Raw genomic sequence first — 24,621 nt, forward strand, 5'->3', positions numbered from 1 at the left:
GTCACTTCTCCGCGGTCGTGGGGTGGACGTGAATGGCCCTGGTGTGGCCGTGGTTGATGCGGTGACTGACGCCGCCCGCCTCGTAGATGAGGGTGGCTTCCCGTTCGTAGACGACTTCGCCGTGGAACTCGTCCACCGTGCTGTCGGGGTACTCAACGAAGATCGCAGCATCGGTCACTCGGTACCCCCGGAGACCATGCGGTCGATGAAGGCGACGGCGATCTCCTCGGCTACGCCCTCGCTGAAACCGGCGGCTCGGGCGTGCTTCTTCAGCTCGCCGCCCTTGGTGATGACCTGGGCGATCACCTCGGTGGCCTCGTTCATCTGTGCGTCCAAAATGTTGAAGCCTGCCTGCCGCAGGTACTCGGCGAACTCGTCGGGGTCGGGCAGGGTGCTAGACACGTGTCATCTCCAGGTGGACGCGATGGGACTTGAGTGCGCGGTCGAGCTGCTGGTGCAGTTTCTCGGCCGCTTCGAGGGTGAGGTGGACGGTTGTATCGGAGGTGGACGTCCCGTCGCCGCGATAGGTGCCGGTGACGGCCACGGTCGCCCTGCCGGCGGTGTCGATCCGCGGGTGGGCCTCGGCGTCTTGGTGGACGAGGGCCCGCTCCTCCCGGATCTCGGCAAGGCCCGCGAGCAGCCAGCCGGGCATGGCGTTGTTGAAGCTCACCGGCGCTCCCCCCTGGAGTCCTTGTTCTGGCGGGCTCCGAGGACGACCCCCGCTGAGAGTAGGAACAGGAAAGCGATGTTGGCGCCGACGAGGATGGCGATGAGGGTGTTCACGCGGCCTCCCCGAAGAAGCGCAGCAGCCGGTCAAGGGACTGTTCGCCCTTGATCTTGCGCTGGCCGTTGCAGATGGTCGGCGCGATGGTCACGCCCTCGGCGGCGAGGTCTTCAGGGGAGCGGGTCTGTGCGTTGATGAACAGGATGTCCTTCCCGGTCCGTTCGGCGGCGGTGATCGCCAGCGGCTTGGTCGCCTCGCACGGGCCGCAGTCGGGCAGGTAGTAGAACTTGATCAAGAGGTCTCCTTGGGGGTTATGAACCGGCTGGACACGTCGCAGCGCTCTCCGGCGACGAAAACGGCGGCGTCGAGTTCGTGTCCGTACCGGGAGAACAGGCCGCGGAGGATGCGGCGGACATGCTGGTCGTCGCGGGCGAACCGGAACTCGGCACCGTTGTTCCAGCCCCAGCGGGACGAGTACACGATGAAGCGGGGGAGGTGGGGGGTCTCGCTCACGGGGCCACCCGCCCGTGCTTGTCGAAGGCCGCGAACGCCTCGGGCGCGACCTCCCGCGCCAGCTCCTCCACCAGGCCAGCGGCCTGGTCGATCTCGTACAGGGGGTACGTCGGCACAGTCGTTGCCTCGGTGACCCGGCGCAGGGACAGGAAGTTCATGAGCGAGCGCGCGTTCACGGTCCAGTAGAACGAGGTGTAGAGCGACAGCGGGAGAACGTTGCGGGCGACCTCGCGGGCGACGCCAAGGGCGAGCTGGTCTTCGTACGCGGTCCACGCCGTCTCGGCGACCTGGCGGTGCGCGACACGCGAGTGCCGGGCCTGCGTGACGGTGCCCGGCTCGAACCGATACGCCCCGGGCTTGCCGAGCTGCGTCATCGGTCGGCCCTCGGCGGGCTCGTAGAAAACGGGCTCCAGGACCGTGTACCGGCCAGACACCTCATTGAAGCTGCTGACGCGGTGACGGAACCACTCGCGAGCCACGAACAAAGGCACGCCGATCTTGAACTGGAGCACGGCGGCCTCGAAGGGGCTGCCGTGGCGGTCCCTCATAAGGAAGTTGATCAGCCCGCCGTCCCTAACCGGGTCTCCGGTCTTGGAGCCGGAGGACACTCGGGCCGCGCGGACGATGCTGTGGTCTCCGCCCATGGCGTCGATCAGCTCGACGCCCATGTCTGATCGGAAACGGATCGTGCTCAATGTGAACCTCTCGACGGGGGCCCGGCACTCGGCCGGGCCCCGATACGGCGTCTGCCCCTACTTGGCCCGGTAGCTCCCGTCCTTCTGACGCCACAGGGGCGGGCACTGATCGGACTTCTGGACGCCCTGCGGGGCGCCGCAGAACTGAGCGGCCCAGGTCCCGCCGTCCTTGAAGTTGCGGCGGCCGTGCTCGCAGATGTACTCGCCCGCGTCTGCGGGCGTCGTCTGGTGCTGGACCTTGCCGCCCGCGAACTTCGGCTGCCCCTTCGGCGTCTCCGGCGCGATGTGCTGGGCCCGCATGTAGCCCGCGGCCTTGGCTGTCAGGTCGATCAGGCCCACATCCTGCATGGCGACCAGGAGGTCACGGCCGCGCTCGGCGGTCTCCACAGCCGTCGCCCCGTACACGGCCGGGGTCAGCCACTCGCCACTGAACTTGTCGCTCGCCTTGAGAGTGAAGCCGATCTTGAAGGGGTTCGGGGCGGCTGCCACGGCCGCTGGCACTTCCGAGTTGACGGTCCCCGGCACGGCGGGAGTCTCGGACGGAGCGGGATCGAACGGGTTGTACGTCATAGTTTCTCCTCGTCAGTATGTATGTGAAGTGGAAGGGCTGGTGGAGCTACTTGATCGGGCACGCTCCCTGGGCGCAGTCGACGTCGACCGCGTCCCCGGACTCCTTTGCCGTGGCGGCGGCGAACTCGGCCTCGTTGATCCGCTCGTAGGGCGCCTGGGCGTAACTCCCTTCGGGGAGCACGGTCGTGCCCTTGATATCGGGCAGGTACTTGAGCAGCGCTGCACGAAGCTGGTCCCGGCTCACCTTCGCGGGGTCGAAGTTGACAGTGAACGAGATGGCGGAATCCACGAACGCCCGCTGGTAGGCAGCCTGTACGGCGAGCATTTGCTCCACGGTCAGGTCGTCAGCGCTCTCCACCAGGTCCCCGGCCTCCCGCCAGCCCAGGCCCAAGTTGACGACTTCCTGAATCAGAGCGTCCTCGGTCGGGATGGTGACGACCTTGGTGAACGGGGCATAGAGGCAGTCTTCGACGTGATAGCCCCGCTCCTCATAAGCCTTGAGCTGCCCCACCTGCTTGGGGTCGATGGCCGAGTAGCGGATCCGGCGGCGGAACCACTTCCCGTAGATGGGGTGCAGCCCCTCGGACACACCGCTGAGCTTGGCCACCGAGCCGGTGGGGGCGATCGTCGTGAGCTTGACCGGTACCGGGATCCGCAGCTCACGGGCGTACTTTTCTGCGGTCTCCCTGACGTGCTGATACAGCTCCTTGAGCAGGTGCTCCATCCAGGAATCCGGGATCTCGGAGAACTTCAAACCGTTGAGCACCGCGTACCACTGCACCCCCATATGCCCCAGCCCGATGCGGCGGTCCCGCTCCATCACTTCCTTCTGCTTCGGATAGGTGATGTCGCCGTACGTTGCCCGGATCAGGTACCGCGTCATGAGGCGGTGAGCCTCGAACAGCCTGTCCTCGTCCTCGGGCCGCCACAGCGCACCGAGGTTGACATGCCCCAGGGTGCACGACCCCATTTCGGGGAGCGGCTGTTCGCCGCAGGGGTTGGTGGCCACGGTGGCGTTGGGTTCGTCCCGGTTGGACAGCTCCTCGTTCCAGAAGCCGGGCTCGCCGTTCACGTACATGGCGTCCAGCACGGCGTCGAAGACCTGCGCGGCGGACTCCGCAGCGTCATCACCGCGGCCGACCTCGCGCACGAAGTCGCCGTCAGTGATCACCGAGAGGTTCGTCGTCCACATCCCGCCGCTCTTCTTCGCGTTGATGAAGTCCATGATCTCGTGATCGGTCCAGTGCATCATCGACATGCGGGCGGAGCGGCGGTTACCTCCGGAGACCACGCACTCGGCAACAAGGTGGTCGATCTGCATAGCCTCCAGCCCCGACACCGGACGACGGGCGGAGCCAGCCGAGTTCATAACCCGCCCAACCTCGACCAAGAGCTTCACGAGCGGGAGAGGGCCGCTCGCGGTCCCACCGAAGGACCGCAGCACCGCCCCTGCCGGGCGGACCCGTGACACGTCGTAGACACGCTTGCGGTTCCTCACATCGGGACGGAGGAAGGTCTCGATGAGATCCACCAGTGCCGACGCCCAGCCCTCGCGGGAATCTTCCACGGTGTAGGCGCCGGGCCATCCGGCCGCGTACTCCGCAGACAGGTAGCCCGCTTCGGTGAGGGCCTGGTGGTCCTGGTGCTCGGGGGCACAGACGATGTGCACTTCCAGCTCCTGCTTCACCGTCTCTGCCGGCTGGGCGTCGCGGCCGTACCGAGAGCCGACACCTCCGCCCTCCATCAGCCGCATGAAGGTGAACTCGACATGATCGGCAAGACCGGCGGACCAGGGCGCGACGTGGCAGTTGTAGAGGAACTGACGGCCCGGGACTCCGGAGGCCCACAGGTGACGGCCGGCAGGAACGATTTCAAGACTGGTCAGCATCTCGACCAGAGCCTCGGCCTCGCCGGGCTCGATGTGTCGTTCGTCCACCAGCTCGATGTTGCCGCGCACGACACGCGCAACGGTCTGCGGCCAGGTCTCCAGCGTCCCGTCCGGGAGAGGACGGGCGTAGGTGCGCTGGTAGACCTCGCGGCCGGTCTGGGTCATCTTCACGCGGATACTCCTTGGTCTGGGTGTCCTGCTGATGTTCGTAGTCGTCCGCGTCGCGCAGATCCCCCCACGGGGTCAGCCAGCGGTCATCCGGCATAGGCCATCCCGCTGGTCAACCGAGCATGCGCGCTGCTGACGGCCCGACGACTGCCAGGACCGTCGTGGTCGGCGCGGGATACCGCGGCGCGCCCGTTCATCCGGAGCGTCAGGGCCTCGACAGCCCGGAACAGTTCCTTGCGCTCGCCGCCGTCGAGGGCGTCGCCATCGACGTAACGGCGGACGAGGATGCCCCTCTGAGCGGGGGTGAGCTGACGCATCCCGCGCTCCAGGTCGATCCGGTCGTCCACGGTCACGCGGACAGCGAAGTCGGACTTGGACCGGCGCCCGGTGGAGAGGGCGTTGAGCTGAGCCTCGAACATGCTGCTCCGCTCCTCGCGGCACAGGAGCCCACCAGCCAGCAGTTTGCGGACGTGGTCCGTGGTGTAGGTGAAGGTGCCGTGGAACTGCCGGTGCCGGGAGACCTCCCCGGCGGCGACCTGATTCGCCATGATGAGCAGGGCCCTGAACACAGGCCCGTTGCCGTGGACGTCGCCGGAGTCGAGCAGCTTGCGGGCGGCACCCTCGGACCGGATGAATCGCTCCATCACCCCCTGGGTGAGGTCGTCCGGCTCGACGGATCCGGGGAACTTGCGGGCCACGGCTCGCCCAGCCCTGACCGATGCCGTGTAGAGCTTGTCCCACTCGTCGGCGGTGATCTCGTGCATTCTCTTCTTTCTCTATGTATGACAAGCCCGGGAGCTGCGAGAGGTCACGCCGCGCGGACGAAGTGACCTTGCGCGTTGCGCGCGAGAGCCCCGTAGCGCTGGCCCTCGACCACGAACGAGCCGTCGTCCTCGACGGGGATCGCGTACGGCGTCGCGCCATACTGGCCGCCGTAGAGGACACCGAAGCCCCGCTGCCAGTTCGCGGGACCGCCCTGGAGATAGGTCATCTTGCGCGGATCGCAGAGGTGCCCGACCTCGAACCCGTAGGTCACCTTGAACTTGCCCCCGTAGCCGGTACTCGTCGGGCAGACGGCGAGCTTGTGGGTGTGCCCCATGACCAGCGACTTACCCGCCTTCACAGCCTTGGAGGCTGCGGTTCGGCCCGGGATGGGGCTCATGCCCTTGCTCTCATGTCCGTGGATCGCCACCCATCCGGGCGCGATCGGGTGATAGGCCGGCAGCAGCTCGACGCCGAAGCCGTCGAAGTCCAGGAGCTGATCGACATCGAAGTGCTTGGCGTCCGCGAGGGCCGGTGCGTTCTTCGCCAGATACGTCCGCGGCCGGAGGTCGTGGTTGCCTTCGAGCACTCCGACCGGCCCGTCGTAGACATCCCGCAGCGGGGCGAGGAACTTCCGCTTCGCATAGTCGGAGTCCCGCAGGACGTTGGTCTGGAACTCGGTCCGGGTTCCGGTGTTCCACCGGCTCGGCTCCGGGTAGTCCATCAGGTCGCCGATCTGGATCACGGCGTCCGGCTGGTAGTCCCCCACGAAGTTGATGACGTTCCGGAGGGCCCGCGAGTCCTCGTAGGGCATTTGCGTGTCGCTGATAACGACGATGCGTCGCATTACTTACTCCTCGCAATCTCTCGGTCGATGTAGAACCGCGCCTTCTGAAGGTCCTGAACTGTCTTGTCCGAGTCCTTCAACCCGGCTCTCCAGAGGTACTTGACGGCGTTTCCAAGATTGAAGTTCATGTGCTCCGTGACCTGGATGCACTCCACTCCGCTCGGGTGGCTGGTGTAGTGGGAGGGGTGGTTCACCGCATCCCGCTCCCCTTCGCCCATGTATGACAAGCCCGGTACCGCTCGACGTACCGACGTCCTGGACGTACGCCACTCCCTGTACGGGCGGCCCGGTTCGGGCCTGATGGCGAGCCTCATGATTTCCTGCGCCCGGGTCAGCGGACGGCCGTTGTCGTCCTTCACTTGCCCACCTTGTTGAGTACGGCCTCCGGCCCGAGGCTCCGGAAGGTCTTGTTCACGTCCAGCCCCTTGTCCATCGGGACGATCAGGCCGCTCGGAATACGGGCGGCCACCTGCTCGGCGAAGTTCCGGCCCGCGTCGTCGCCCTGGGCTAGGATCCAGACGCGCTTGTACCCGACGAACAGCTTGTCGAAGTGCCCCTTCCAGCCGTTGACGCCCGGGATCCCCACGGTCGGGATGCCGCACTGCGCGCTCGTCCAGGTGTCGGGCTCGCCTTCACAGACCGCGATCTCGTCGGAAGCCTCTTGAATCGCCAGCGTGTTGTAGATCCGGTGAGTGTCGCCGGCCATGCTCTGGACCTTGCCGTGACCTACATGGATCTCGTCGTCTCGGAAGGACCCGTCCTCGTGCTTCACGCACTCCGGGCGCACGCACCGGAACCGGATCGACATCACCGACCAGGCGCCGAGGGCTCCCCGGCGCAGGTACGGGATAGCGACGCATCCGCGGTACTGCTCAAGACCGCGCGGTACCGAACCGTCGCCGACGTACCCCAGACGAAACCTTTCCACCGTCGACGGGGCGAGGCCGCGATGGCTGACCAAATACTCTTCGGCCGGAGACCCGCCCACCTGGCTGTAGAAGACTTTCGTCGCGTCCATCAGCCAGCTCTTCCGCTCGTTGCTGAGCCTCACGGAAGGTGCACCTGTCTTTCTTCATGATGATCGAATAGGCCGAGCCTCTGAATCCGCAAGCCTGGCAACACACTGCGCCCTCGTCGTAGTTGACGCTCGCGCTCGGCGTATGCTCGACGTGCGCGGGGCACAGGCATGACACCCATCCCGGCCGGTAGACAGGCGGAACCCACTGCGGGTAGTAGCGGAGGAGGACCGCGCCGATCGGGCCGGGAACGGCGTCAGGACCGCGGCGCGCGAAGCGGGCCATGACCAGCCTCTCTGTAGCGCACCGTCACCGGGAACCGGCGATGAGCCTCGCTCATGAGGGACCAGGTCGGATCCAGGGCTCCTGATGGAACCCGGTCCAGCCGCTGGCTGACCCCCGACCGGGATGGACCAGTTGTTTCGTTCTGCATCATGCCCTCCGTATGAATGACAAGTCAGAGTCAGTAGGAAGCCGAGAACGGGTCACCGGATCGTTCTTCCTGAAACTTGAAGTGACGCTGGAAGGTCACATTTACCGGAGCCTCAGTCATCCCTTTGAGCAGGGTCGTCATGATGAGTGCGATCTCGTGAACCTTTTGGTCACACAGGCCCGCATCGACGCTAACGACGAAGCTTGCACGCGGTGTTGCCTTCATCTTCACTATGACTTCCGAATCGTATGTATGTCAAGTCGATTTGTTGTGGAAGCGCTTCCCGAGGATCTGGACCGCAGGCGGATTCTCCAGGTAGGCCGCCGCCGCGCGAGCGATGGCGGGATCATCGCGGAGACCTCTCGCCAGGAGCTGCCGATTGCATCGCGCACAGCACAGACCCCGCACGATGCCCGTCCTGTGGCAGTGGTCCACGTCGAGCCGCCGGGCCCGTGACTGCTGGCAGATGGCGCAGACTCCGCCCTGAGCCGACAGGAGGCGCTCGTACTCACCGGGGCCGAGGCCGTAGGTCGACTGGACCCGGGCCGCGTGCGCCGACTGGGAGCGTGTCTTCTTCTGGCAAGGCAGGCAGATCCGCCCGCGGGGGCCCGTGAAGAACCGCACGGCCCGGCACCGGCCGCAGCGGGAGCACAGCCGCGTGCTCGTTCTGCACGCCCCCATCAGTAGGTCACCGTCGAAAACGCCGTGTCCGTGATCTGCATGGTGTCGCCATCGAAGCCCAGCTCTACGAAGGTCTGCCCGCTCGGATCGCTCCGCCCGGCCCGGTCCTTCACCTTGCTCACCCCAAGGGTGTTGCCGTCTGGCTTGTGCAGCGTGAGCACTAGTGCCGGAACGCGGGTGATCTGCCCCTTTACCCCGGACATCGGAATCGGGGCGCCTCCATCGTTGTGCGGGCCCGTGGCGTGGTGCAGGCCGGCCACGTGGGCGCCGGTCGTCCTCGCCATGTCGCTGGCCCAGTCCATCAGGCTCTCCAGCCCGCCGAAGGGGTCGTCATCGTTCGCGCTGGTGCCTCCGCGGATATTCGTGATGTTGTCCAGGACGATCATGTGGGCGTCCTCGCCGTACAGCTCGTACCAGGCGGCAACGGTGTCCTCGATGTCATCGATCGTCGGTGAGGCGGCGTAATCGAACCGGACGGGCACATCCAACTGCCCGGCGTACGGGCTGATGTCGTTGCGGCGCACTGCGGCCGTCGACACCGCCATCGGAGTGCCGGTGAGGATCGAGATCGCCCGCGAGATCTGAATGTCCGCCGACGAGTCGGCCGAGAAGTAGATGGTCGGGATCGGACAGGCAGCCTTGAGGATCCTGGCCAGCGTGAAGGCCGACTTCCCGATGCCGCCGGCGGCCACGGTCAGCGAGAGCTGACCACGGAGGAAGCGGGTCCCCGCCTGCTCCAGGGCCTTGAAGGCCGGAGGCAGGGGCTCCCCGGAGTTCCCCCGCGCCCGAATCGATTGACTGAGCGTATACATATTCCTACCCGAGTATCTATATCCGCGATTGGCTGGGGGAAGTCGCCTGCTCCAGCACGGTCATTCGCCGCGTGAGCTGCTTCAGCTCCTCAACCAGGTCCGCGATGCGGTCATCCATGTCCGCCTGGAGGCAGACCAAGAGCCGAGCGTGTTCGGCATCCATGCCTCTTTGCGTCACGATCGCATCACCATCCGGACAGTGACGCCGGGCGACCGCGGCAGCCGAATCCGTATCGCAGTTAGACACCATCGCGGATGTGATGTGGTGAACGAAATCCCTGATCATATGCCCCCCTGGGCATTCCTTCCCGCCTCCGTTCATGACGGAAGACGGGCTCCATGGAGCCGAGTTGGTGTGCTCGGCTCGCCCCTCTGAATTATTGACGACCGGCGACCGGAACGACGTTTCCGGAACCGCAGTTCCGGAGGGCTCGTTCCGGAGGGCCCGTTCCCGAACGATCACTCCGGGTACTCGACAGTCGACCCCTTTCTCGTCCCTTTGCGATTCAAAGGCCACCCCTTTGCGATCAAGGAGGGAGCTGACGTACCGTCCCATCTGCTTATCCCGTAAACGAGAGGAACCAGGTGTCGCACGAGATCAATCCGCTGAATCCCCATACAGCGGAAGCACCTGACCCCACATCAGGGCTGCCGCGCTTCCTCCGGGCCTGGCGCGCGGCTGCGGGGCAGAAGATGGGGCAGAAGCGCCCCATGTCCCAAGCCCTCGTCGCAGCCCGCTGCGGGATGACCGACCGGTGGTACCGGGACCTCGAAAAGGGGTACGCGCCCCGTCCCGACCGTGACGTCATGGAGCGCCTGGCGGACGCCCTGCTCCTTGAGCCGGACCAGCGGCTGACCCTCTTCCTCTACACCATCGGGTGCAACCCCCCGGCCGGCGTCACCGCCGCCCCCGACTACGACAGCCCGGAGCACCGGGCCATCCAGCTCGTCCTCGACCAGCAGGATCCGCGGCCGGCCTACGTCTCCGACGCGGACTGGAACATCGTCGCGTTCAATCGCGCGATGGGCGAGTGGTGGCCCTGGACCACCGAGGACGGCGCCAACCTGATGCGCTGGGGACTCATCAACCCGCAGTCGCGTGGACAACTGGTGAGCTGGGACTCGCACGCCCGTGTCTACCTGAGCATGATCCGGCTGGAACTGGCCAGGAAGCGCCCAGGGAGCATCCTCCCGAAGATCCTGGAAGAAGCCCTCGAAGACCCGATCGTACGTGGCTTCTGGAACGAGGACACCACCGTCCTGGCGAACCGCGATGGACACCACTTCCGGCTTCGGCTTCCCCGTTTCCAGCAGGAAATCGACATCATCTCTCAGGTCTTCGTTCCTGCGAAGTACGACAACCTTCGGCTGGTACTCCTGACGTGGCCGGACGAGGACGAGAGCCCCTTCGGGTTCAACGTCCCACCTGCCACCTTCCTCATCTGACACGTCTCCAGCAAAGAATCACCGCCATGGCCCCCTACGTTTTCCCTTGTCGACTTCGCTGGTCAGACATGGACATGAACCGGCACATCAACAACGCGTTGCACTCCACGTTCCTGGAGGAAGCCCGGCTGTCAATGTTCGCCGACCTCGTCCCAGAAGATCCCCGCGTCCGGCTGGTCAACAACTTCGTTGTCGCCGAGCAGTCGATGAAGTTCACCAGACAGCTCGTCTACCGGCCGGAACCGATCTCCGTCGTCTTGTCGGTGAGTGAAGTCAGAGCTGCGGCCTTCACTCTCGAATGCGAGATTCGTGATGAGCAACACGCCTATCTGACGGCGAAAACGCTGATCGTGGCATTCGATCTGGCAATGAACAGCGTGCGGCGACTGACCGACAGCGAGCTTCGATCGCTGTCCCAGTACCAGCTCTAGATTGACGCGAATCGGCAACTCCGCTGGACTGGGCATCGCGCACATGTCTCCGGCGCGGGTGTGGGGGTGTAGTTTCCGGACTTCACCCCCTCATCCATTTCCCTAAACCGATCCACGACGGAGTCCCGGTCGACACCGAGCTTCCGAGCCCTGCTCGGTCGTCCCGTCTTCCCGGACCAGTAGTCCCCGATCCGGCACTCCACTCCGTACTCCAGCTCCAACGCGAGAGCGTAGGTGTCGAGCTGGAACGTGTCGTCCATCGTCGGCAGGACACCCGTTTTGATGTCCCGGACAACCGGACCATGCTTCGAGTGGTCGATGACCTGATCGATATACCCGACGACCGGCACGCCGTCGATCTCGATATCGAAGCGCTGCTCGATGGCCGGGACACCGTCCGGCGACTTCCAGACCACCTCGTCGGGGTGCTTCTCGTACCAGGCCACGTACCGCTCAACCTGCTCCCGGCCAAGATGCCACCGCCGTTCCAGGTCGGCGAACCCCGGATACGGCCCGCTGGCCTGCCAACCATCCTCGGCCGGCTCAGCCGCCAGGGCTGCATTCGCCATCCGGACATACACCCGCCCGAACACCTCCTGGGCCGCAGCGACGGACATGACCCGCTCACTCCGCTCCCACTCCTCGGCTGCCGCGTGCACCGCCACCCCCTGCGCCAGCCAGGCGGCCTGAAGCTCCGGCTCGCGGGCGATCCGCGTGAGGAAGTAGCCATAGGGACACTGTTCGTACTGCTTGACCTGAGATACCGAACGTGGCCGTGTCCGGTACGCCTCGGCGCGCGCCTCGACCGTCGTGGGCATCGGGAACTCCATTCCGTCGTATGTATGTCAAGTCGCAAGGGTGAAGCAGGCCCCCGAAGGGGCCTGGCTCCGCAGTGAGGTTGAGGCTCAACTCCGCCCCAGTGCTTCCTCGATCCTCTCCCAGCTCAGCACCCGGCGCTGTTCCTCGGTAGGCGTGCCGTGCGGGCGGACGACCATGTCGCCATCGGATTCCACTCGGTCATCGAGGCGCCATCCCCCGCAGTGCGCGAGCGATGTGCCGGTTTCCGCCGGGTCGTACACGATGACGTACTCGCGCGACAGGGTGCCCCACCAGCTCAGCAGTACATCCCGTCGTTCATCGCTCAGCCCCGTTGGCCCCGCGAGCACGTACTTGATGTGGTTCGTCAGGTTGTTGTAGAGCTGGCACTTGCGGTGCCGGTCCGCCACCGTGAACGGCCGGATCCGCGGGATTGCCGTACGGAACGGCTGAGCGAGTTGTGTCGCCTCACCCTTGATGTGGTGGTACACGCCCTGCCGAGTGATCCCGAACAGGTCCGCGATGTCCTGCACCGACAGTGTCGGCGTGTCGGTTCGCAGTCGCCTGATGGAGTCAGGGCTTGCGCCCTCCACGGCCATCCGCCGCAGGGAGGTGATCCTTGCCGCGGAGGCACCCTTCGCCTTGAGCTTTTCGAAGAGCGCTTCACGCTTCTCGTCTGCACTCTGGTTCATGGATCGACTCTATTCACTTGATATATGTGTGTCAAAAGACACCATTGCCACCCCTCCCCACTTTCCGACTTCTCCACGCCAATAGCGGAACTGCGACGTGCAGAGCAGCCCAGGCGTACGGGTGGATCCCGAAGGAGATAGCCGCGATTACTCCTGCGACTACGGCAGCCGCGGAAACGGTTCCCGCGTCGACGTTGTGGCGCGCGAAGTAGTACGCGACCACAATGCAGGCGGGAGCGGACCAGGCCAGTGCTTTCACTTGCCCTCTCACTTTCAAGCTACGCAACCCGGATATGTATGTCAAGTTGGGCGGGGAGGGGTTACCTCCCCGCCCTGACTACCCGTAGACGCGTGTCGAGAACTTCACCCAGAGCAGGGTGCCCCATGCCTCTTCGATCTGCGCAAGGGCACGGTCACGGTCATCGGGAGCCGAGATCGAGACGGCCGCCAGCTCGGTGCCTCCTGCGGAGTAGAGGACCGCACGATCCGCGCCCCGAGTCCAGCAGGCGAAGGACATGGAACCCGAGTCGTTGACCCGGTCCTGGAAGTACACGACGAGCTGGGCGAAGCCGGACTCGTACTGCCGGTCCAGGAACTCCGGCCCCCCGCTCATGGCTCCACCCGCTTGAGCACCGCACGGGCGGGGGCCCACCAGACACGGGACGCCAGGGTGCAGTTGAGCAGGACATCGCGGCTGTCCGCGTCCCAGACCTCGTAGCGTCCCTCACCGGTGTAGGAGACACCTGCCAGCACCACGGGTTCCGCCGGCGCCTTGCTCCGGATCCCTCCCCGGCCCCCGAAGTGGATCCGGAGCTGATGGTTCGACGGCCCGACCCCCGGGACCTCCCGCAGCGGAGTGTTCCGCCAGACTCCGGGATCGAACTCATCCTGCTTCTTCGATTCGGCTTCCATCCTGTTCCTGTTCCTGTTGGTCAACCCGCGCCAGTACACGGGTATGTCGTCTAGTACGTGAAGCCCAGGGGCCTTGATCTGGCCGGTGCACACACCGCAGTCGCATTCGTGACAGCAGCGGGGGCACAGCAGTACATCGCAATAGGGATCCGGCCCGTGATAGTGCCCCGGGTCCGGATCCGGGCACTCCCACGACTCGCATGTCCGGTCCAGATCGACGGGATGGACGAGATGATCCCGGGTCCCGGGGAGACCATGGACCAGGGCCTCCCCGGGGCACGAGAAGCGGGAGGCCAGGACGGCGCCCTCACTGGAGAACGCCGCCCGACACCTACGGCATTGGAGGCGGCCCTCCGGACGCCGCCTGACGGTGTGATTCACAGCCCGGATGCGATGAGCCTGGCGAAACGGGCCTGGTGCTCCTCCGGGACGAAGGGCATAGCGACCCCTACCACGTCCCAGGTCGTCGTGGTCTTGGCGGCCCGGTTGGGGACCTTGACCTCCCTCACGATCCGGAGGGCCTGGTCCCCGCTGTGACCTTCGAGGTGTACGCCCCGAGGCAGGTGAGCGGCCCAATCTGCGGGGATCAAGACGGGCTCACCGTTCACCCTGCCAACCTGCTGGAATCGGCCTCTGGCCATACACCCCCAGGCGGTCCAGCGGATCCGCTTCCACGTACCGGCCTGCTCGCCCGAAAGTTTCGCCATCTGCCGTTGTATTGCTGCCTGGTCCGGTCGGACACTCCCTGCGGTCGGCACTGCGGGGCGTGTGGCCTTCAGTTCATACATGCCGTCGCCATCCACGCCACGCGGCACTCGCACGGACAACTTGGACACGTCCCACAGCACACGGTTGTCGGTGACGTAGGGCCCGGCGAATCGGACGGCGCACGGACTGATCATGAGATCGAAGAGGCGACCACTCAACGCGGATCGCCCTTCGGCAGGGCAGCCGCGAAGCAGGCGTCATCACTCATGAGCGCATGTCGCTGCACCAGCTCGGCATTGCGCCCCATCAGTTCACGCAGCAGCGTGCTCACCTCCCGGTGCTCCTGGTCTAGGGCCGCGAGTCTCCGGGAACGCTGGTATCGGGCGAACTCGACAGCCTTCTCCTGGACGAGGACCGCATTCTGCCGGTGCAGCTCGACCAGGTCCCGCACGACGGTCCGGGTCGTGTCACGGGCGCCTGCTGGGGCTTCCTCGACTCCTCCGTGCTGGTTGGGCCGACACACCCGGAAGCTCTCCGTGTCGACGCTCCCCGGGCGCCAGACCAGCCCCCCATCCAGCGCCACTCCGTTGACGACCAGGCTGCCCTGGCCATCTCCGTGCCATGAGGGCTTCCCCCCGTAGGTGATGGAGAAGGCCGACGGAAGAAACTCCCACTTTCGTTGGATCGGTCTACCGCTCCGGGACCAGTCCCGCTCCACCACGGGCTCGTCGTAGTAAGGCAGAACCTGCACCCGGCCGGAGACGCGATTACCGGTCAGCTCGTACTCCGTGATCCACGGTTGAGACTCCGGCCCCTTTGTCCGCCGGGCACGGACGCCTCCCGGGAGCGTTCCGACGAGGGCGCCCTCCTCGCGTTCTTCCGTCACTTGATCTCCCTGACTCTCATGGTGTGGAACGGGTCGTTCAGCTCCCAGTCGCCGTGATCGGCGCAGTAGGCCGTGGATAGAAAACGCGGATTCCCGTAGCGCTCCATGTCGATCCACCTGGTTGCCGGGCCGTCGCAGCCCCACTGATTGCAGCCGACGACACCCCCCTCCAGCTTTGCGTAATGCTGCACGTTCCCCTTGGTTCCACCCTTTCTCATGTCGCCTGCTCCGCCCGCTTGAGAGTCATCGCAGGGAAACCGATACCTCCGCCATACATGCGCTGGGCGTTCCTGTCACGGGTGCGCAGAACGAAGTTCCGGCTGCCGTTCTCCCACTCGATGACCTCCACCACGCGGAAGTTGATGGGATGGCCCTTCTCGTCCGACATCACCCCGCCAGTCATGTTCCGGAGATACACGCGGTCCCCCTCCGAGTACTCGCTCACGCCTCCAACTCCTCGACCTCGGTGTCCGGGAGGACCGTCACGAAATTCTGTCGAGAAGGTGACGCCATCAGATCCTTGTCGACGTGCAGCCGTATCGCGTCGATCCGCTTCAAGTTCCACTGCGTCTTCACCAGCCGTGGGGCTCCAACGACGTACCCCTCACGGGTTACGTTCCAGCCCCGGGTGTCATGCCCAGTGACCCGGATGCGGTCGCCGATCTCCAACTTGCTTGCTTTCACCGGTACCAAACGTCCTTTCCTCTTTGATCCTTCTGCGTTACGTACTGCGTCCAGGTTTCGACCGTCCGCCCGTGAACCCCGAAGGGGGGCACGTCCCCGGCTACCCCCACCAGGGCGCCAGCCGGGAGGAGTGCGCGTCGAACTCCGCCCTGACCTCTTGCAGGCACTTCCAGCAGCGGCCAAGGGCTTCGTCACTGGCCACGTATCGCCGCCTTCGCTCTCTCCTCGAACAGCACTTCCGAAACGCCGAGGGCTGCCGCCCACGCCGGCCACGTCGTGTAGGAGGGGACCCGGTGGGCGTTCAGGACTCTGCTGACGTTGTAGACCGCCGTGCCCACCGCCGCACTCAGGTCGTTGACGGCACCCGACCGAGGGATGTCCAGCGGGTACCCGGCTCGCAGAGCCCGGCTCCGAACCCACCGGGCGAACTCCTCGTACTCTGCCGCATTGCGTATCACTTCAGATCAGCCCTTCTTGATTCGCACGTTCTCGATGGGGACAACTTCCAGGTCTCTGCATTCCTCGATGAATGTCTGGCGAGGAAGACCATAGTTCCGAGGCTTTATCACCACAGCGGTGATATGGGCCTTCTTCATAGGATTGGCGGAGTAGACGGCGCCCACAACAATGCCGTCGAAGATGTGCCGGTGCGCTCGATAAGCGACCTTCACGCCGTGCCGGATTCTCCGGCTGGATGGCGGGCTTCCCTTCATGTTCTCCGGCCCTTTCCGAACGCTTCCTCGCGCTCCTCGTCTGTGAACTCACTGATCAACTCGGCCATCTGATCGAGCTGTTCGCGTACCACGGCACACCAGGCCCCGGTCTCTCGATTGCACTCTCCGCACGAGGGGGCATCCATGTGCACCTGCTGTTCCCCACAGAGTCGGCGGAACTTTCTCACCTCGTCCGTCGAGGCTCGCCACGATGAAAGAACCTCTGGGTACAGGACCCGCGACCTGTTCACAATTCCCTCGCGGAGTTCGGCCGCATCTTCGGGGGTCCTGCTCGACGGAATCGGAGGCAAGCCCGCCCCTGCCGCCTGTGCATGTCGAAAATACTCGGCACGAGCCGCTGAAACCTCGGCGGTCGTGAAGTGGTCCCGGTGCAATTCCATCAGCCGTACTACCGCCATGCACCAAGCCGCCGCGTCCGCACCTACGCCACGAGTCTCGATCACCAATCCCACCACGTCCTTACCTCTTCCGGTGAATCCTCGTAATGCTCCCTGATCACATCATCCAATTTGCCTCCAGGAGCAGGGTGAAACATTTGGTAGACGATTGCGCATACTGTCAGACCCAGAAGGTCACGATCCCGATCGCCAAGGTCCAATCCGTCCAAGACGACGTCGGCCCCCTCGTTGACGGCTTGCTCGATACGCTCTTTCGTCAGCATCAGACACGACCCTCGTGATAGATGTCCCGCTCGATCCCTCTCAGGAGTCGCCAGGCGTCTTCCGCGCCGATCTCCACGGTGAATTCCTGATCAATCGCATCAGCGGTGTCGACATCAGGGGTGTCTACGACCCACTTCAACTCGATGCCTCGGCAGGTCGATTCCACGGACAGGGTGTGACGCCACTGTCCCTCCTTGCCCACCCAGAATTCACGGATACATCCCTCGTCAATTCCAGAGCCCTCTTCGACCACTACGGTCGCCAGCTCTCTCACACCCGCTCCAGTTCGCAATCCGGGACGATGCCCAGATCCCTCAGTACCTGATCGTGCATTCCGTTGTCAGCAACCCAAGTCCAGTCCTTCCCGACTGTTCCGGGATCGGACGTCCAGCACAGCATGTAGTTGGCGGATGCGGTGCGGGAATCAGAGCAGATCCGCTTGGCCTCCTCCCGCTGCACTTGCCAGAGCACACGCTTTAGCGAGGGTCGGGAATTCCGGCTGACGATGAACACATACACGAAATCGCTCTGGTCTTTCACATTCCGATTTGCCACTAGAGAACCATCTCTTCACGTTGCGCGAATGAAGCCATCTCTTCGAGGAGTTCCAGAGCCACCAGCTCGGAACGTGTTTCTCCGGCATTCCATTCGTACGCCCGAATGATGAACTTCGCTGCGGCTTCGGGGACTCGGCATACGTGGGCTTCGTTCTGGCAGTGCCCGCAGTACACGTCATCGTCCAGACCTATGGCATAGCCGCTTGGGGTGTTCCCAAGATCCATGCGACAGTCAGAGCACTCGACCGTGCCGGTCCAGTGGTTGACTCTCATTGCTCCTCCCATGCTGGCAACAGGCAACCAACTCGCGCGTCATTCCAGGCGAATTCTGTCGACGGACCGGGCTCGCCCTGGTCCTGCTCCAAGAGGCGGATTACGAGATCATCACCCAGGCATTTCGTCATGAGGTGCCTGTATGCCCTCATGAAAGCAGCACTATCGTCGGTACCTGCCGCCACAACCGTCCAGAGGCCCATTTCGGGATTGCCGGGAACGTCGAATGTGAAGGTGAAAGAGGCGCAACGGTAATGGGCGCCATCGAGCTTCTTTCCCGCATCCCATTTAGCGCAAGGGCGTATGAAGAATCCTTCCCGACTCTGCGGAAACTGCTCCGTTTTGAAGTGGGCCGCAGTCATGCCGCCACCGGCACTCGGGTTCTGATCTTGACTACGTCCGCAACATCGAAACCTGTCGAGTCATCGAAATATGAGGCGAGCTGATCTACATCCATCTCGTTCAACAGCTCCCGCGCAACCTCCCCGGCTTCTTCGCGGTCCTCCGCGTCGACCTCGATAACATAATTGACGGACTCCGTGAGCCAGACCCGATGCTTAGCCACGGAACCAGTCCTTTCCACCCGCGCCGTAGATGATTCGATGCACGGCGGAGTCCAATTCGCCATCCGCTTTCTCACCGCACTCGGAGCACGCGACCACGTAGTTACCCTCGGAGAAACCGAAAACCGAGAGGACCGGATTTCCGTCGCCGCCCTTGTCGATATTCAGCCATCCCATGGCGCTTGCCTCGATGACTCCAGTGCAGCCCTCGGCGGCACACACAAAGACACTCTCAGGTGTCTCGACCTCATTGACGTAAGGCACTGTATCTGCTTTCGATGAAGGGATTTCAGGGTGGACTGACAGTCCATGACCAGTCACCCCCGAAGGGGTGTCCGATCAAAGCTCGTCAGGCCGAGAAACGGTCAATCTGAAACGTCAGGACAACAGGGAAGTCGATATTCACGCTATGACCGGCGACTCCGGGAGCCCATTCCTGGCGCATCATGACCTGCCCCGCAAGGAAGTTGCTAGAAAAGGCTGCCGCCTGATGGACGCAAGGGAACTCCACATCCACCCGCCCATGCCGGTCCTCCCCGTGGAGTACTCCTTTATATTTCACTGCCACCGACTTGATTGCTTCCAGGCCCACAGGGCTACCCCATCCTCTTTTCGATGTACACCACTTTGGGTACCGCTTCTGTCGCGTAGCCCAGTTCCCGGAGTTCGCAGAGAACGGCCGTTCCAGCACCCCAGGCATGAAGTCGTGACCACCCCTCTGCGAGATACCAGCCCATGACCAGAGAATGAACCTGATCGTCGGACCGCACATAGAAGGTGTCGTCCTTGACAACAATCCGATAGGCCTCCATTAGCAATACACGACCTTCCCCGCCCCGCAGTCCCAGATGGATATCTCGCCCCGGGTGCGGCCAGCCTCCAGGGCCCGCCCCCGGTCGGCGATGTTCTCGGAGACATCGAGATAGAGAGTCCCGTCCTCCACCCATGAGCCGAACCACAAGGAATCGCTACCGGCGACCCGCAGGACGTGTTCAGCGACGAAGGATGCGATCACCGCAGTGGACCCGTCCCACCCCTTGATGACCCTTTCGCATCCCGGGGTCGCCACCATGAACCCGGTAACCGGATTCGCCCTACTGCGAGCCCACGTGAAACCCCCGCAGGTCATCGTCTCGTTTGCGACATGCTCTAGCGTCAGCACTTACAACCCCTCCCGTGCTCTATGTATGTAAAGTCTCAGGCCGCAAGAAGCGAGTCGATACGACCTCGGTGCGCCGTCGCGGCGGCGCTGATCGCAGATATCCCGAAGAAGGCTCCCGACACCTTGCGCTCAAGCCGGTCGAGAAGGAGGGCGGTAACCGCCTCGGCCCACGCCTGATCGGCGATCTCTTTGTCTACCCACTCCACATGGGCAAGCGTTGCACCGGAGTCCTGGCAGGTGTATCGAGCCATCTTGTAGGGCTCGCCCCATGCTGTTTCATGCCGCTCAATCATGATGTCGTGAGCGGGAACCCACCGGGAGATGCGGGCACTCAGTTCCATGAGGCCCCGGTCGCCGTAGATCAGCGTCCAGCTCTTCAGTCCGTCGTCGTGCTCATTCACAGTGCACCTTCAGGTCTATGTATGTCAAGTCAAAACTTGAGCGGAATGGTCGTCGAGGGATTCACCCTCTCGATGGTCCGCAGTGTCTGCCCTATTCGCTAGGCCGCTCCGTGCGGCTGTCGTTGCGTCGTTGGCGACAACCAGAACATTAGGCGCCGGTTCGTATGTATGACAAGTCGCAATGGTCTGATCGATAGGGGAGGGGGGTACTCATGGGTATCTATCGACGCAGAGAAACCGCAGGTCAGAACCGGTCACCCCTCCTTCTTTGTGCACTGGATCACAGTGCGGGCAACGGCCTGCATCCGCCCCGTTCGCACCCCCTGAGTACCGCCACCCGCTACCGCCACATAACCAGCGGGACGCACCGCGAACGGCCACCCGGACAAGCGGCGCCCGCCACTGGACGGCCCGGCATCCACGCACCGCGCCCGCACGCCACTACACGCCGGGTGCGACAGGGGTGCGCACGCGGCGCGGTATCCGCTGCCGCGCCTACCGCTGGTCAGTGCGCGTACTCGCGCACGCCTCGCGGACTACGGGCGACATGGGTGCAGGCGGGCCGAATGAGTGCGTGATCGAACGCGATGCGATCACTTCAGCCGTTCGATTGTTGAGCGTTTCAACTTCGACCTAAATCATTAAGGATCGAACGGTTCGAGCTGCAACATTTCAGTGCGGAAAAAATTTCGGAGTGAAGGGCATGGAGGGCGGGGGGTGCCTCCGATCGCACTCTCACCCCGACCGATGCGTCATAGAGGCTCACTTTCTGTACGAGTCCATGAACGTAGAGCAGCCTCGATATTCACTCTCCGTGCTTATGCATCCCCGACCGAAACGGCAACCTGGCCGCCCTGTGCCTCCGCCAGTACTTCCCCAGCTCAGCCGCGGAGCGACACCTTCGGACCCAGTCCGGGAGGCGAGTGAACCGGATCACATCTACGAGGTGTCGGCCGCGGCCCCGCTCGACGCGGCCCCTCTACCTAGGTGAGGGAGAGAGTGAGCCCGGCGAGCGAACGACCGAACCCGGACTCATCCAAGCCGCCCCCCAAGGGCGGCCTCTCATGGGACCTCAAGGCAGCCCTCCAAGGGGCTGCCTCGCAGGGGAAAAGAAACGGACTCATCCCTGTCGGTCGAGTCCGCAAAGAAAAGAAGGGACCCCTAGGGCCCCTTTCGGGAAACCAAAAAACAAAGAAAGTACCCCTGGGAGGTACCTTGCCCTGGACTCCTCCCACCTCCGGGTGGGACTCCTCTACGGCGTCGGCCTACCGAGGCGTCTGGGGCCGCCTTCGGTCGCTCGCCTGGCGGCGGGACTCCGGACTGTGCCAGCACTTCCGCTACGACACCGGCCTCCCGTGCCTCGCGGCCGGCGCGGCAGTCGACCACATCGTCCCGGTCTCTCAGGGCGGCCTCACCCGGCTCGACAACGCCCAGGTGCTCTGCCACCACCACCACGTTGAGAAGACCGCCCGGGAGGCTGCGGCGGGGCGGCGCAGGGCTCGCGCGGCCCGGAACCCCCCGGCCCGCGGTAAACGAATACCCGGCGGTCTCAACTAGCCCGTGTCCCACCTCACATCCTGCGCCCGCCTCACGAAGGCCGTTGCGGCCCCTCTTTATAGGTGAGGGAGAAACACCTCCTTCGCGGGCGAGGTCCGGATTGAGTTCGACAGACACTCGCTCATCAGTGAGCCCGTGAGGGCGATGCCGCGGTTGAGGCCCCCAGTTGAGCATCCCGCTCCTGGGGGCTTCCCGCCGACAGACGTAAGGACGGACATGGGCAAGACGCGCGCTGCGCTCTCCTTCGATGACCGGGCGGATCGTCTGCTGCGGGCCCAGGCCCGGCAGCGGCGCGAGGACCACCAGCTCGACCACGACGAACGTAGGCCCGGCAAGCCGGCGCTCTCCGCCGACGAGTTCTGGGGCTCGGCCCACGACCCCCAGGAGGGTGCCTGATGGCGCGCAACGGGCCCTCTGGTCCGGCACCGAAGCGCCCGGAGGAACGACGCCGACGCAACAAGAGCGGTGTCGAGGTCCAGGTCACGCCCCAGCACTACCGGAACGTCGCGGCTGCCCGTGACGGGCTGGACGAGACATGGCATCCGATTGCCCAGCAACTCTGGCGGTCCTTCGGGAACAGCCCGCAGGCGTTCTACTTCGAGCCCTCGGACTGGGCCCAGCTCCGATACGTCATCGAGGCGGCGCACGCGTCCCTCAGCCGTTACGAGGACCGGATGAGTGTGGACAGTCTCACCTCGGTCGTTCAGGCCCTGGAGGACTTCCTCACCACGGAGGCAACCCGGCGCCGCGTCCGCGTGGCCGTCGAGCCCGGCCCGATCGAGTGGCCGGAGCCCCCGGGGCACTGGGGCGACATCCCGTCGCGCTGGTTCCTGAGCCTGCGGGACAGCGGGCAGAGCGCGTTCTACACGCCGACCGATGTCGCCTTCGCGGTGTACGTCGCCGAGGCGATGCATCGGCATTTGGCCCCGGGGGTCCGCATGTCCGGGCGGATGCTCTCGACAGTGATCAAGGCGTGTTCCCTACTCCTCACGACGGAGGCCAGCCGGCGGATCGCGCGGATGGAGCTGACGACGGTGGAGTCCCGCGACATCGACACGCAAGTCACGGCCCTGATGGAGAAGTACGCGAGCGCGATCTAGGAGCACAGCAGTGGTGTGGGACGGAACCTTCGACTGGCGGCAAGACACCAGCGTCTACACCCGGTGCTGGTCCCTGTTCATCAGGCCGGACCGGGAGATCAGGGTCGCCACCGCTGCCGTACTCGACCACGGAACACAGCTCGTCCTGCACAACGACGGCTTCGCGCCGCCCTTCACGGAGTCGATCATCGCCGTCCGCGACCAGGGCGACGGAGAGAAAAACATCGCCGCTGCCAAGCAGCTCGGCGAGCGCTTGGTGAAGGCGCTCTACCAGTAAGGAGGGGCGTGGAAGCCGTCCTGACCATCCGGGACGACTACGTGCCCCAGTGCGGTCCCTGCAAGACCTTCGACGTCCGGATGTGCGAGCACCGCACCCTCGGCTGGGGCATCCTGCGCTGGGCCCGCGAGAACTTCCGGGAGGACTGGGAGTACACCCCTTCCCAGGTGCGGACCATTCTCCGCTGGTACGAGGTTGATGAGCACGGCAAGTTCGTCTGGACGACGGGCTGCCTCCAGCTCGCCAAGGGCACGGGCAAGGGGCCCTTCTTCGCCACCCTGGCGGCGATCGAGTTCCTGGGCCCGGTGCGCTTCAGTCACTTCGATGAGCAGGGCCGCGCGGTCGGCCGGCACGCCGACGAGCCCTGGGTGCAGCTCTACGCCGTCTCAATCGACCAGGTCAAGAACGTCACTCTGACGCTTCACAGCCTGTTCCACCCCGACGCAATGGCCCAGTACAACATCGACCCCGGCCAGGAGCGATACCACGCCCGGCACCCGGACGGCACTTTCTGTCTCCTGGAGGCGAAGACCGCCTCCTACCGGTCCGCGGAAGGCGGCCGGCCGTCGGCTCTGTTCATGGACGAGACGTGGCACTGGAACGAGAGCACGGGCGGCCATCACGTCTACACCACCGCCTCCGCCAACGCGGCCAAGGTCGGCGGCCGGATCCTGATGGCGACCAACGCGTACATTGTCGGCGAGGACAGCGTCGCAGAGCGCGTCCATACCGCATGGCAGCGGCAGCAGGACGGTAAGCAGCGCAGAACCGGTCTCTACTACGAGGCCCGGAGCGCTGACCCGGACTTCGACATCGAGGACGAGGCTTCCCTCCGCGCCGCCCTCAAGGCCGCTTACGGAGATGCCCACTGGGTCGACTTCGATGCCATCGTGGATCAGTGCTACTCGGGTGTCATCACCACCGATGAGATCCTGCGTAAATACTGCAATCTGGTCACAGCGTCCGAGGACGCCCTGATCGATCCGGTGGCCTGGGGCAAATGCCGGATCGACTCCGAGCTGCGTCCGGGCGACATGATCACATTGGGTCTGGACGGCGGCGAAGCCGACGACGCGACAGCTCTGGTAGCGACCCGTGTCAGGGACTCCTTCATCCAGCCCATCGGCATCTGGGAGAAGCCGGACGGCCCCGAGGGTAAATCCTGGCGAGTGGACAAGGACCAGGTCGCCGAGATGGTGGACTGGGCCTTTCGCACCTACCGCGTTCAAGCGTTCTTCAGCGATGTCGCGTTCTGGGAGACGTACGTGGCTGAGTGGTCGGAGAAGTACGGCCCGCGACTCCTGGTGAAGCCTTCCGGGCGGTCGCACGTCGCCTACGACATGCGAGGAAACCAACGTGAGATCACCGTGGCGAACATGTCTCTCGTGGGCGCCATCGAACAGCAGAAGGTCTACCACAGTGGGCACTTCGGCCTGAAGCGGCACGTAGAGAACACCAAGAAGCGGCACAACCAGTACGGGATCAGCTTCGGCAAAGCTTCCCGGGATTCGAAATACAAAGTGGACGGCTACGCTGCCGCCCTCCTCTCAATCATCGCCCGGACACGGCTGATGGAGTCCGGAAAGTACAAGGTGCCCAGCCCTGTAGCAACTCTCCGCACTGTGGGGGGTTTCTAGGAAAGGGCACTTAC

The 24,621-nt window shown here is 64.4% G+C and carries 41 protein-coding genes and 1 pseudogene; 7 read left to right on the top strand and 35 right to left on the bottom strand.

Annotated features, from left to right (window positions below; translation table 11 throughout):
* Position 1: 1 nt before the first annotated feature.
* The 17 genes and pseudogenes from AB0E05_RS04280 to AB0E05_RS04360 all read right to left on the bottom strand — a co-directional run bounded on the left by AB0E05_RS04280 (position 2) and on the right by AB0E05_RS04360 (position 9,395).
* Positions 2-178 (bottom strand): hypothetical protein, encoded by a 177-nt coding sequence (locus tag AB0E05_RS04280; protein ID WP_361958511.1) that lies wholly within the window; start codon positions 176-178, stop codon positions 2-4.
* On the bottom strand, positions 175-402 hold the full coding sequence (locus AB0E05_RS04285) for a hypothetical protein (RefSeq protein WP_361958514.1): 228 nt from the start codon (positions 400-402) through the stop codon (positions 175-177). Before AB0E05_RS04285 ends, AB0E05_RS04280 begins: the two co-directional genes overlap by 4 nt.
* A complete protein-coding gene (locus AB0E05_RS04290) occupies positions 395-670 on the bottom strand; it encodes a hypothetical protein (protein ID WP_361958517.1) in 276 nt (91 codons plus the stop codon). The genes AB0E05_RS04285 and AB0E05_RS04290 overlap by 8 nt, the downstream gene beginning before the upstream one ends.
* Before the next feature lie 109 nt (positions 671-779).
* Positions 780-1,019, bottom strand: coding sequence for a thioredoxin domain-containing protein (locus AB0E05_RS04295; protein ID WP_361958520.1), 240 nt, complete (start codon positions 1,017-1,019; stop codon positions 780-782).
* Positions 1,016-1,237: a hypothetical protein gene (locus AB0E05_RS04300; RefSeq protein ID WP_361958523.1), complete on the bottom strand. Its 222-nt coding sequence runs from the start codon at positions 1,235-1,237 to the stop codon at positions 1,016-1,018. Before AB0E05_RS04300 ends, AB0E05_RS04295 begins: the two co-directional genes overlap by 4 nt.
* Positions 1,234-1,905 carry an FAD-dependent thymidylate synthase gene (gene thyX, locus AB0E05_RS04305; RefSeq protein ID WP_361958526.1) on the bottom strand — a complete coding sequence of 224 codons (672 nt, stop codon included), beginning with the start codon at positions 1,903-1,905 and terminating at the stop codon, positions 1,234-1,236. The genes AB0E05_RS04300 and thyX overlap by 4 nt, the downstream gene beginning before the upstream one ends.
* 84 nt (positions 1,906-1,989) lie before the next feature.
* Positions 1,990-2,502, bottom strand: coding sequence for a hypothetical protein (locus AB0E05_RS04310; protein ID WP_361958529.1), 513 nt, complete (start codon positions 2,500-2,502; stop codon positions 1,990-1,992).
* A 46-nt stretch (positions 2,503-2,548) separates the two neighbouring features.
* A complete protein-coding gene (gene nrdJ / locus AB0E05_RS04315) occupies positions 2,549-4,555 on the bottom strand; it encodes a ribonucleoside-triphosphate reductase, adenosylcobalamin-dependent (RefSeq protein ID WP_361959084.1) in 2,007 nt (668 codons plus the stop codon).
* A gap of 89 nt (positions 4,556-4,644) precedes the next feature.
* Positions 4,645-5,322 (bottom strand): hypothetical protein, encoded by a 678-nt coding sequence (locus AB0E05_RS04320; RefSeq protein WP_361958532.1) that lies wholly within the window; start codon positions 5,320-5,322, stop codon positions 4,645-4,647.
* Positions 5,323-5,366: 44 nt separating this feature from the next.
* Positions 5,367-6,167, bottom strand: a complete 801-nt coding sequence (locus AB0E05_RS04325; RefSeq protein WP_361958535.1) for a metallophosphoesterase — start codon at positions 6,165-6,167, stop codon at positions 5,367-5,369.
* Entirely contained in the window at positions 6,167-6,526 is a 360-nt protein-coding gene (locus tag AB0E05_RS04330) for a DUF3310 domain-containing protein (protein WP_361958538.1), read from the bottom strand. The genes AB0E05_RS04325 and AB0E05_RS04330 overlap by 1 nt, the downstream gene beginning before the upstream one ends.
* Entirely contained in the window at positions 6,523-7,218 is a 696-nt protein-coding gene (locus tag AB0E05_RS04335) for a hypothetical protein (protein ID WP_361959119.1), read from the bottom strand. The genes AB0E05_RS04330 and AB0E05_RS04335 overlap by 4 nt, the downstream gene beginning before the upstream one ends.
* Positions 7,219-7,258: 40 nt before the next feature.
* Positions 7,259-7,468: pseudogene (locus tag AB0E05_RS04340) on the bottom strand (hypothetical protein); the annotation flags it as partial.
* Between the two features lie 178 nt (positions 7,469-7,646).
* On the bottom strand, positions 7,647-7,847 hold the full coding sequence (locus tag AB0E05_RS04345) for a hypothetical protein (RefSeq protein WP_361958541.1): 201 nt from the start codon (positions 7,845-7,847) through the stop codon (positions 7,647-7,649).
* A 24-nt stretch (positions 7,848-7,871) separates the two neighbouring features.
* Positions 7,872-8,297, bottom strand: a complete 426-nt coding sequence (locus tag AB0E05_RS04350; RefSeq protein WP_361958544.1) for an endonuclease domain-containing protein — start codon at positions 8,295-8,297, stop codon at positions 7,872-7,874.
* Positions 8,297-9,109 (bottom strand): AAA family ATPase, encoded by an 813-nt coding sequence (locus tag AB0E05_RS04355; protein WP_361958547.1) that lies wholly within the window; start codon positions 9,107-9,109, stop codon positions 8,297-8,299. The genes AB0E05_RS04350 and AB0E05_RS04355 overlap by 1 nt, the downstream gene beginning before the upstream one ends.
* A 16-nt stretch (positions 9,110-9,125) precedes the next feature.
* On the bottom strand, positions 9,126-9,395 hold the full coding sequence (locus AB0E05_RS04360) for a hypothetical protein (protein ID WP_361958550.1): 270 nt from the start codon (positions 9,393-9,395) through the stop codon (positions 9,126-9,128).
* A 299-nt stretch (positions 9,396-9,694) separates the two neighbouring features.
* Between AB0E05_RS04360 and AB0E05_RS04365 the strand changes: the two genes are divergently transcribed.
* Both AB0E05_RS04365 and AB0E05_RS04370 read left to right on the top strand, forming a co-directional pair.
* Complete coding sequence (locus tag AB0E05_RS04365; RefSeq protein ID WP_361958553.1) at positions 9,695-10,555, top strand: helix-turn-helix transcriptional regulator; 861 nt, start codon at positions 9,695-9,697, stop codon at positions 10,553-10,555.
* A 68-nt stretch (positions 10,556-10,623) separates the two neighbouring features.
* A complete protein-coding gene (locus AB0E05_RS04370; RefSeq protein ID WP_361958556.1) occupies positions 10,624-10,986 on the top strand; it encodes a thioesterase family protein in 363 nt (120 codons plus the stop codon).
* On the opposite strand, the gene AB0E05_RS04375 is transcribed toward AB0E05_RS04370, so the two are convergent.
* From AB0E05_RS04375 to AB0E05_RS04460, 18 genes are all read right to left on the bottom strand, one after another.
* Positions 10,983-11,804: a PD-(D/E)XK nuclease family protein gene (locus AB0E05_RS04375; protein ID WP_361958559.1), complete on the bottom strand. Its 822-nt coding sequence runs from the start codon at positions 11,802-11,804 to the stop codon at positions 10,983-10,985. The genes AB0E05_RS04370 and AB0E05_RS04375 overlap by 4 nt on opposite strands.
* A gap of 87 nt (positions 11,805-11,891) precedes the next feature.
* The gene (locus AB0E05_RS04380) at positions 11,892-12,494 is read right to left on the bottom strand and encodes a hypothetical protein (protein WP_361958561.1); all 603 of its coding nucleotides are present in this window, start codon (positions 12,492-12,494) and stop codon (positions 11,892-11,894) included.
* A gap of 337 nt (positions 12,495-12,831) precedes the next feature.
* The gene (locus AB0E05_RS04385) at positions 12,832-13,107 is read right to left on the bottom strand and encodes a hypothetical protein (RefSeq protein WP_361958564.1); all 276 of its coding nucleotides are present in this window, start codon (positions 13,105-13,107) and stop codon (positions 12,832-12,834) included.
* A complete protein-coding gene (locus AB0E05_RS04390) occupies positions 13,104-13,406 on the bottom strand; it encodes a hypothetical protein (RefSeq protein WP_361958566.1) in 303 nt (100 codons plus the stop codon). The genes AB0E05_RS04385 and AB0E05_RS04390 overlap by 4 nt, the downstream gene beginning before the upstream one ends.
* A 377-nt stretch (positions 13,407-13,783) precedes the next feature.
* Entirely contained in the window at positions 13,784-13,915 is a 132-nt protein-coding gene (locus AB0E05_RS04395; protein ID WP_361958569.1) for a hypothetical protein, read from the bottom strand.
* Positions 13,916-14,328: 413 nt separating this feature from the next.
* Positions 14,329-15,000, bottom strand: a complete 672-nt coding sequence (locus AB0E05_RS04400) for a hypothetical protein (protein ID WP_361958571.1) — start codon at positions 14,998-15,000, stop codon at positions 14,329-14,331.
* On the bottom strand, positions 14,997-15,191 hold the full coding sequence (locus AB0E05_RS04405; protein ID WP_361958573.1) for a hypothetical protein: 195 nt from the start codon (positions 15,189-15,191) through the stop codon (positions 14,997-14,999). Before AB0E05_RS04405 ends, AB0E05_RS04400 begins: the two co-directional genes overlap by 4 nt.
* A gap of 23 nt (positions 15,192-15,214) precedes the next feature.
* Positions 15,215-15,445, bottom strand: coding sequence for a hypothetical protein (locus AB0E05_RS04410; RefSeq protein WP_361958575.1), 231 nt, complete (start codon positions 15,443-15,445; stop codon positions 15,215-15,217).
* A complete protein-coding gene (locus AB0E05_RS04415; RefSeq protein ID WP_361958577.1) occupies positions 15,442-15,684 on the bottom strand; it encodes a hypothetical protein in 243 nt (80 codons plus the stop codon). The genes AB0E05_RS04410 and AB0E05_RS04415 overlap by 4 nt, the downstream gene beginning before the upstream one ends.
* Before the next feature lie 464 nt (positions 15,685-16,148).
* Entirely contained in the window at positions 16,149-16,397 is a 249-nt protein-coding gene (locus AB0E05_RS04420; protein WP_361958579.1) for a hypothetical protein, read from the bottom strand.
* On the bottom strand, positions 16,394-16,861 hold the full coding sequence (locus AB0E05_RS04425) for a hypothetical protein (RefSeq protein WP_361958581.1): 468 nt from the start codon (positions 16,859-16,861) through the stop codon (positions 16,394-16,396). The genes AB0E05_RS04420 and AB0E05_RS04425 overlap by 4 nt, the downstream gene beginning before the upstream one ends.
* 217 nt (positions 16,862-17,078) lie before the next feature.
* Complete coding sequence (locus AB0E05_RS04430; RefSeq protein ID WP_361958583.1) at positions 17,079-17,354, bottom strand: hypothetical protein; 276 nt, start codon at positions 17,352-17,354, stop codon at positions 17,079-17,081.
* Positions 17,351-17,620, bottom strand: coding sequence for a hypothetical protein (locus AB0E05_RS04435; RefSeq protein WP_361958586.1), 270 nt, complete (start codon positions 17,618-17,620; stop codon positions 17,351-17,353). Before AB0E05_RS04435 ends, AB0E05_RS04430 begins: the two co-directional genes overlap by 4 nt.
* 14 nt (positions 17,621-17,634) lie before the next feature.
* Entirely contained in the window at positions 17,635-17,910 is a 276-nt protein-coding gene (locus AB0E05_RS04440) for a hypothetical protein (RefSeq protein WP_361958588.1), read from the bottom strand.
* 358 nt (positions 17,911-18,268) lie between these two features.
* Positions 18,269-18,475 carry a hypothetical protein gene (locus AB0E05_RS04445; protein WP_361958590.1) on the bottom strand — a complete coding sequence of 69 codons (207 nt, stop codon included), beginning with the start codon at positions 18,473-18,475 and terminating at the stop codon, positions 18,269-18,271.
* Positions 18,468-18,737, bottom strand: coding sequence for a hypothetical protein (locus tag AB0E05_RS04450; protein ID WP_361958593.1), 270 nt, complete (start codon positions 18,735-18,737; stop codon positions 18,468-18,470). Before AB0E05_RS04450 ends, AB0E05_RS04445 begins: the two co-directional genes overlap by 8 nt.
* An 85-nt stretch (positions 18,738-18,822) precedes the next feature.
* The gene (locus tag AB0E05_RS04455; protein WP_361958595.1) at positions 18,823-19,065 is read right to left on the bottom strand and encodes a hypothetical protein; all 243 of its coding nucleotides are present in this window, start codon (positions 19,063-19,065) and stop codon (positions 18,823-18,825) included.
* Positions 19,066-19,670: 605 nt separating this feature from the next.
* Positions 19,671-20,036 carry a hypothetical protein gene (locus AB0E05_RS04460; RefSeq protein ID WP_361958597.1) on the bottom strand — a complete coding sequence of 122 codons (366 nt, stop codon included), beginning with the start codon at positions 20,034-20,036 and terminating at the stop codon, positions 19,671-19,673.
* A 999-nt stretch (positions 20,037-21,035) separates the two neighbouring features.
* Between AB0E05_RS04460 and AB0E05_RS04465 the strand changes: the two genes are divergently transcribed.
* The 5 genes from AB0E05_RS04465 (at position 21,036) to AB0E05_RS04485 (ending at position 24,607) form a co-directional block, all read left to right on the top strand.
* Entirely contained in the window at positions 21,036-21,593 is a 558-nt protein-coding gene (locus AB0E05_RS04465; protein WP_361959087.1) for an HNH endonuclease signature motif containing protein, read from the top strand.
* Between the two features lie 216 nt (positions 21,594-21,809).
* Positions 21,810-21,989, top strand: coding sequence for a hypothetical protein (locus AB0E05_RS04470; RefSeq protein WP_361958599.1), 180 nt, complete (start codon positions 21,810-21,812; stop codon positions 21,987-21,989).
* A complete protein-coding gene (locus AB0E05_RS04475; protein WP_361958602.1) occupies positions 21,989-22,693 on the top strand; it encodes a hypothetical protein in 705 nt (234 codons plus the stop codon). Before AB0E05_RS04470 ends, AB0E05_RS04475 begins: the two co-directional genes overlap by 1 nt.
* Positions 22,694-22,703: 10 nt before the next feature.
* Entirely contained in the window at positions 22,704-22,970 is a 267-nt protein-coding gene (locus AB0E05_RS04480; RefSeq protein ID WP_361958604.1) for a hypothetical protein, read from the top strand.
* An 8-nt stretch (positions 22,971-22,978) separates the two neighbouring features.
* Entirely contained in the window at positions 22,979-24,607 is a 1,629-nt protein-coding gene (locus tag AB0E05_RS04485; protein WP_361958607.1) for a terminase, read from the top strand.
* Positions 24,608-24,621 lie beyond the last annotated feature (14 nt).

It is taken from the genome of Streptomyces sp. NPDC048057 (genome assembly GCF_040653095.1).
Taxonomy (GTDB): domain Bacteria; phylum Actinomycetota; class Actinomycetes; order Streptomycetales; family Streptomycetaceae; genus Streptomyces.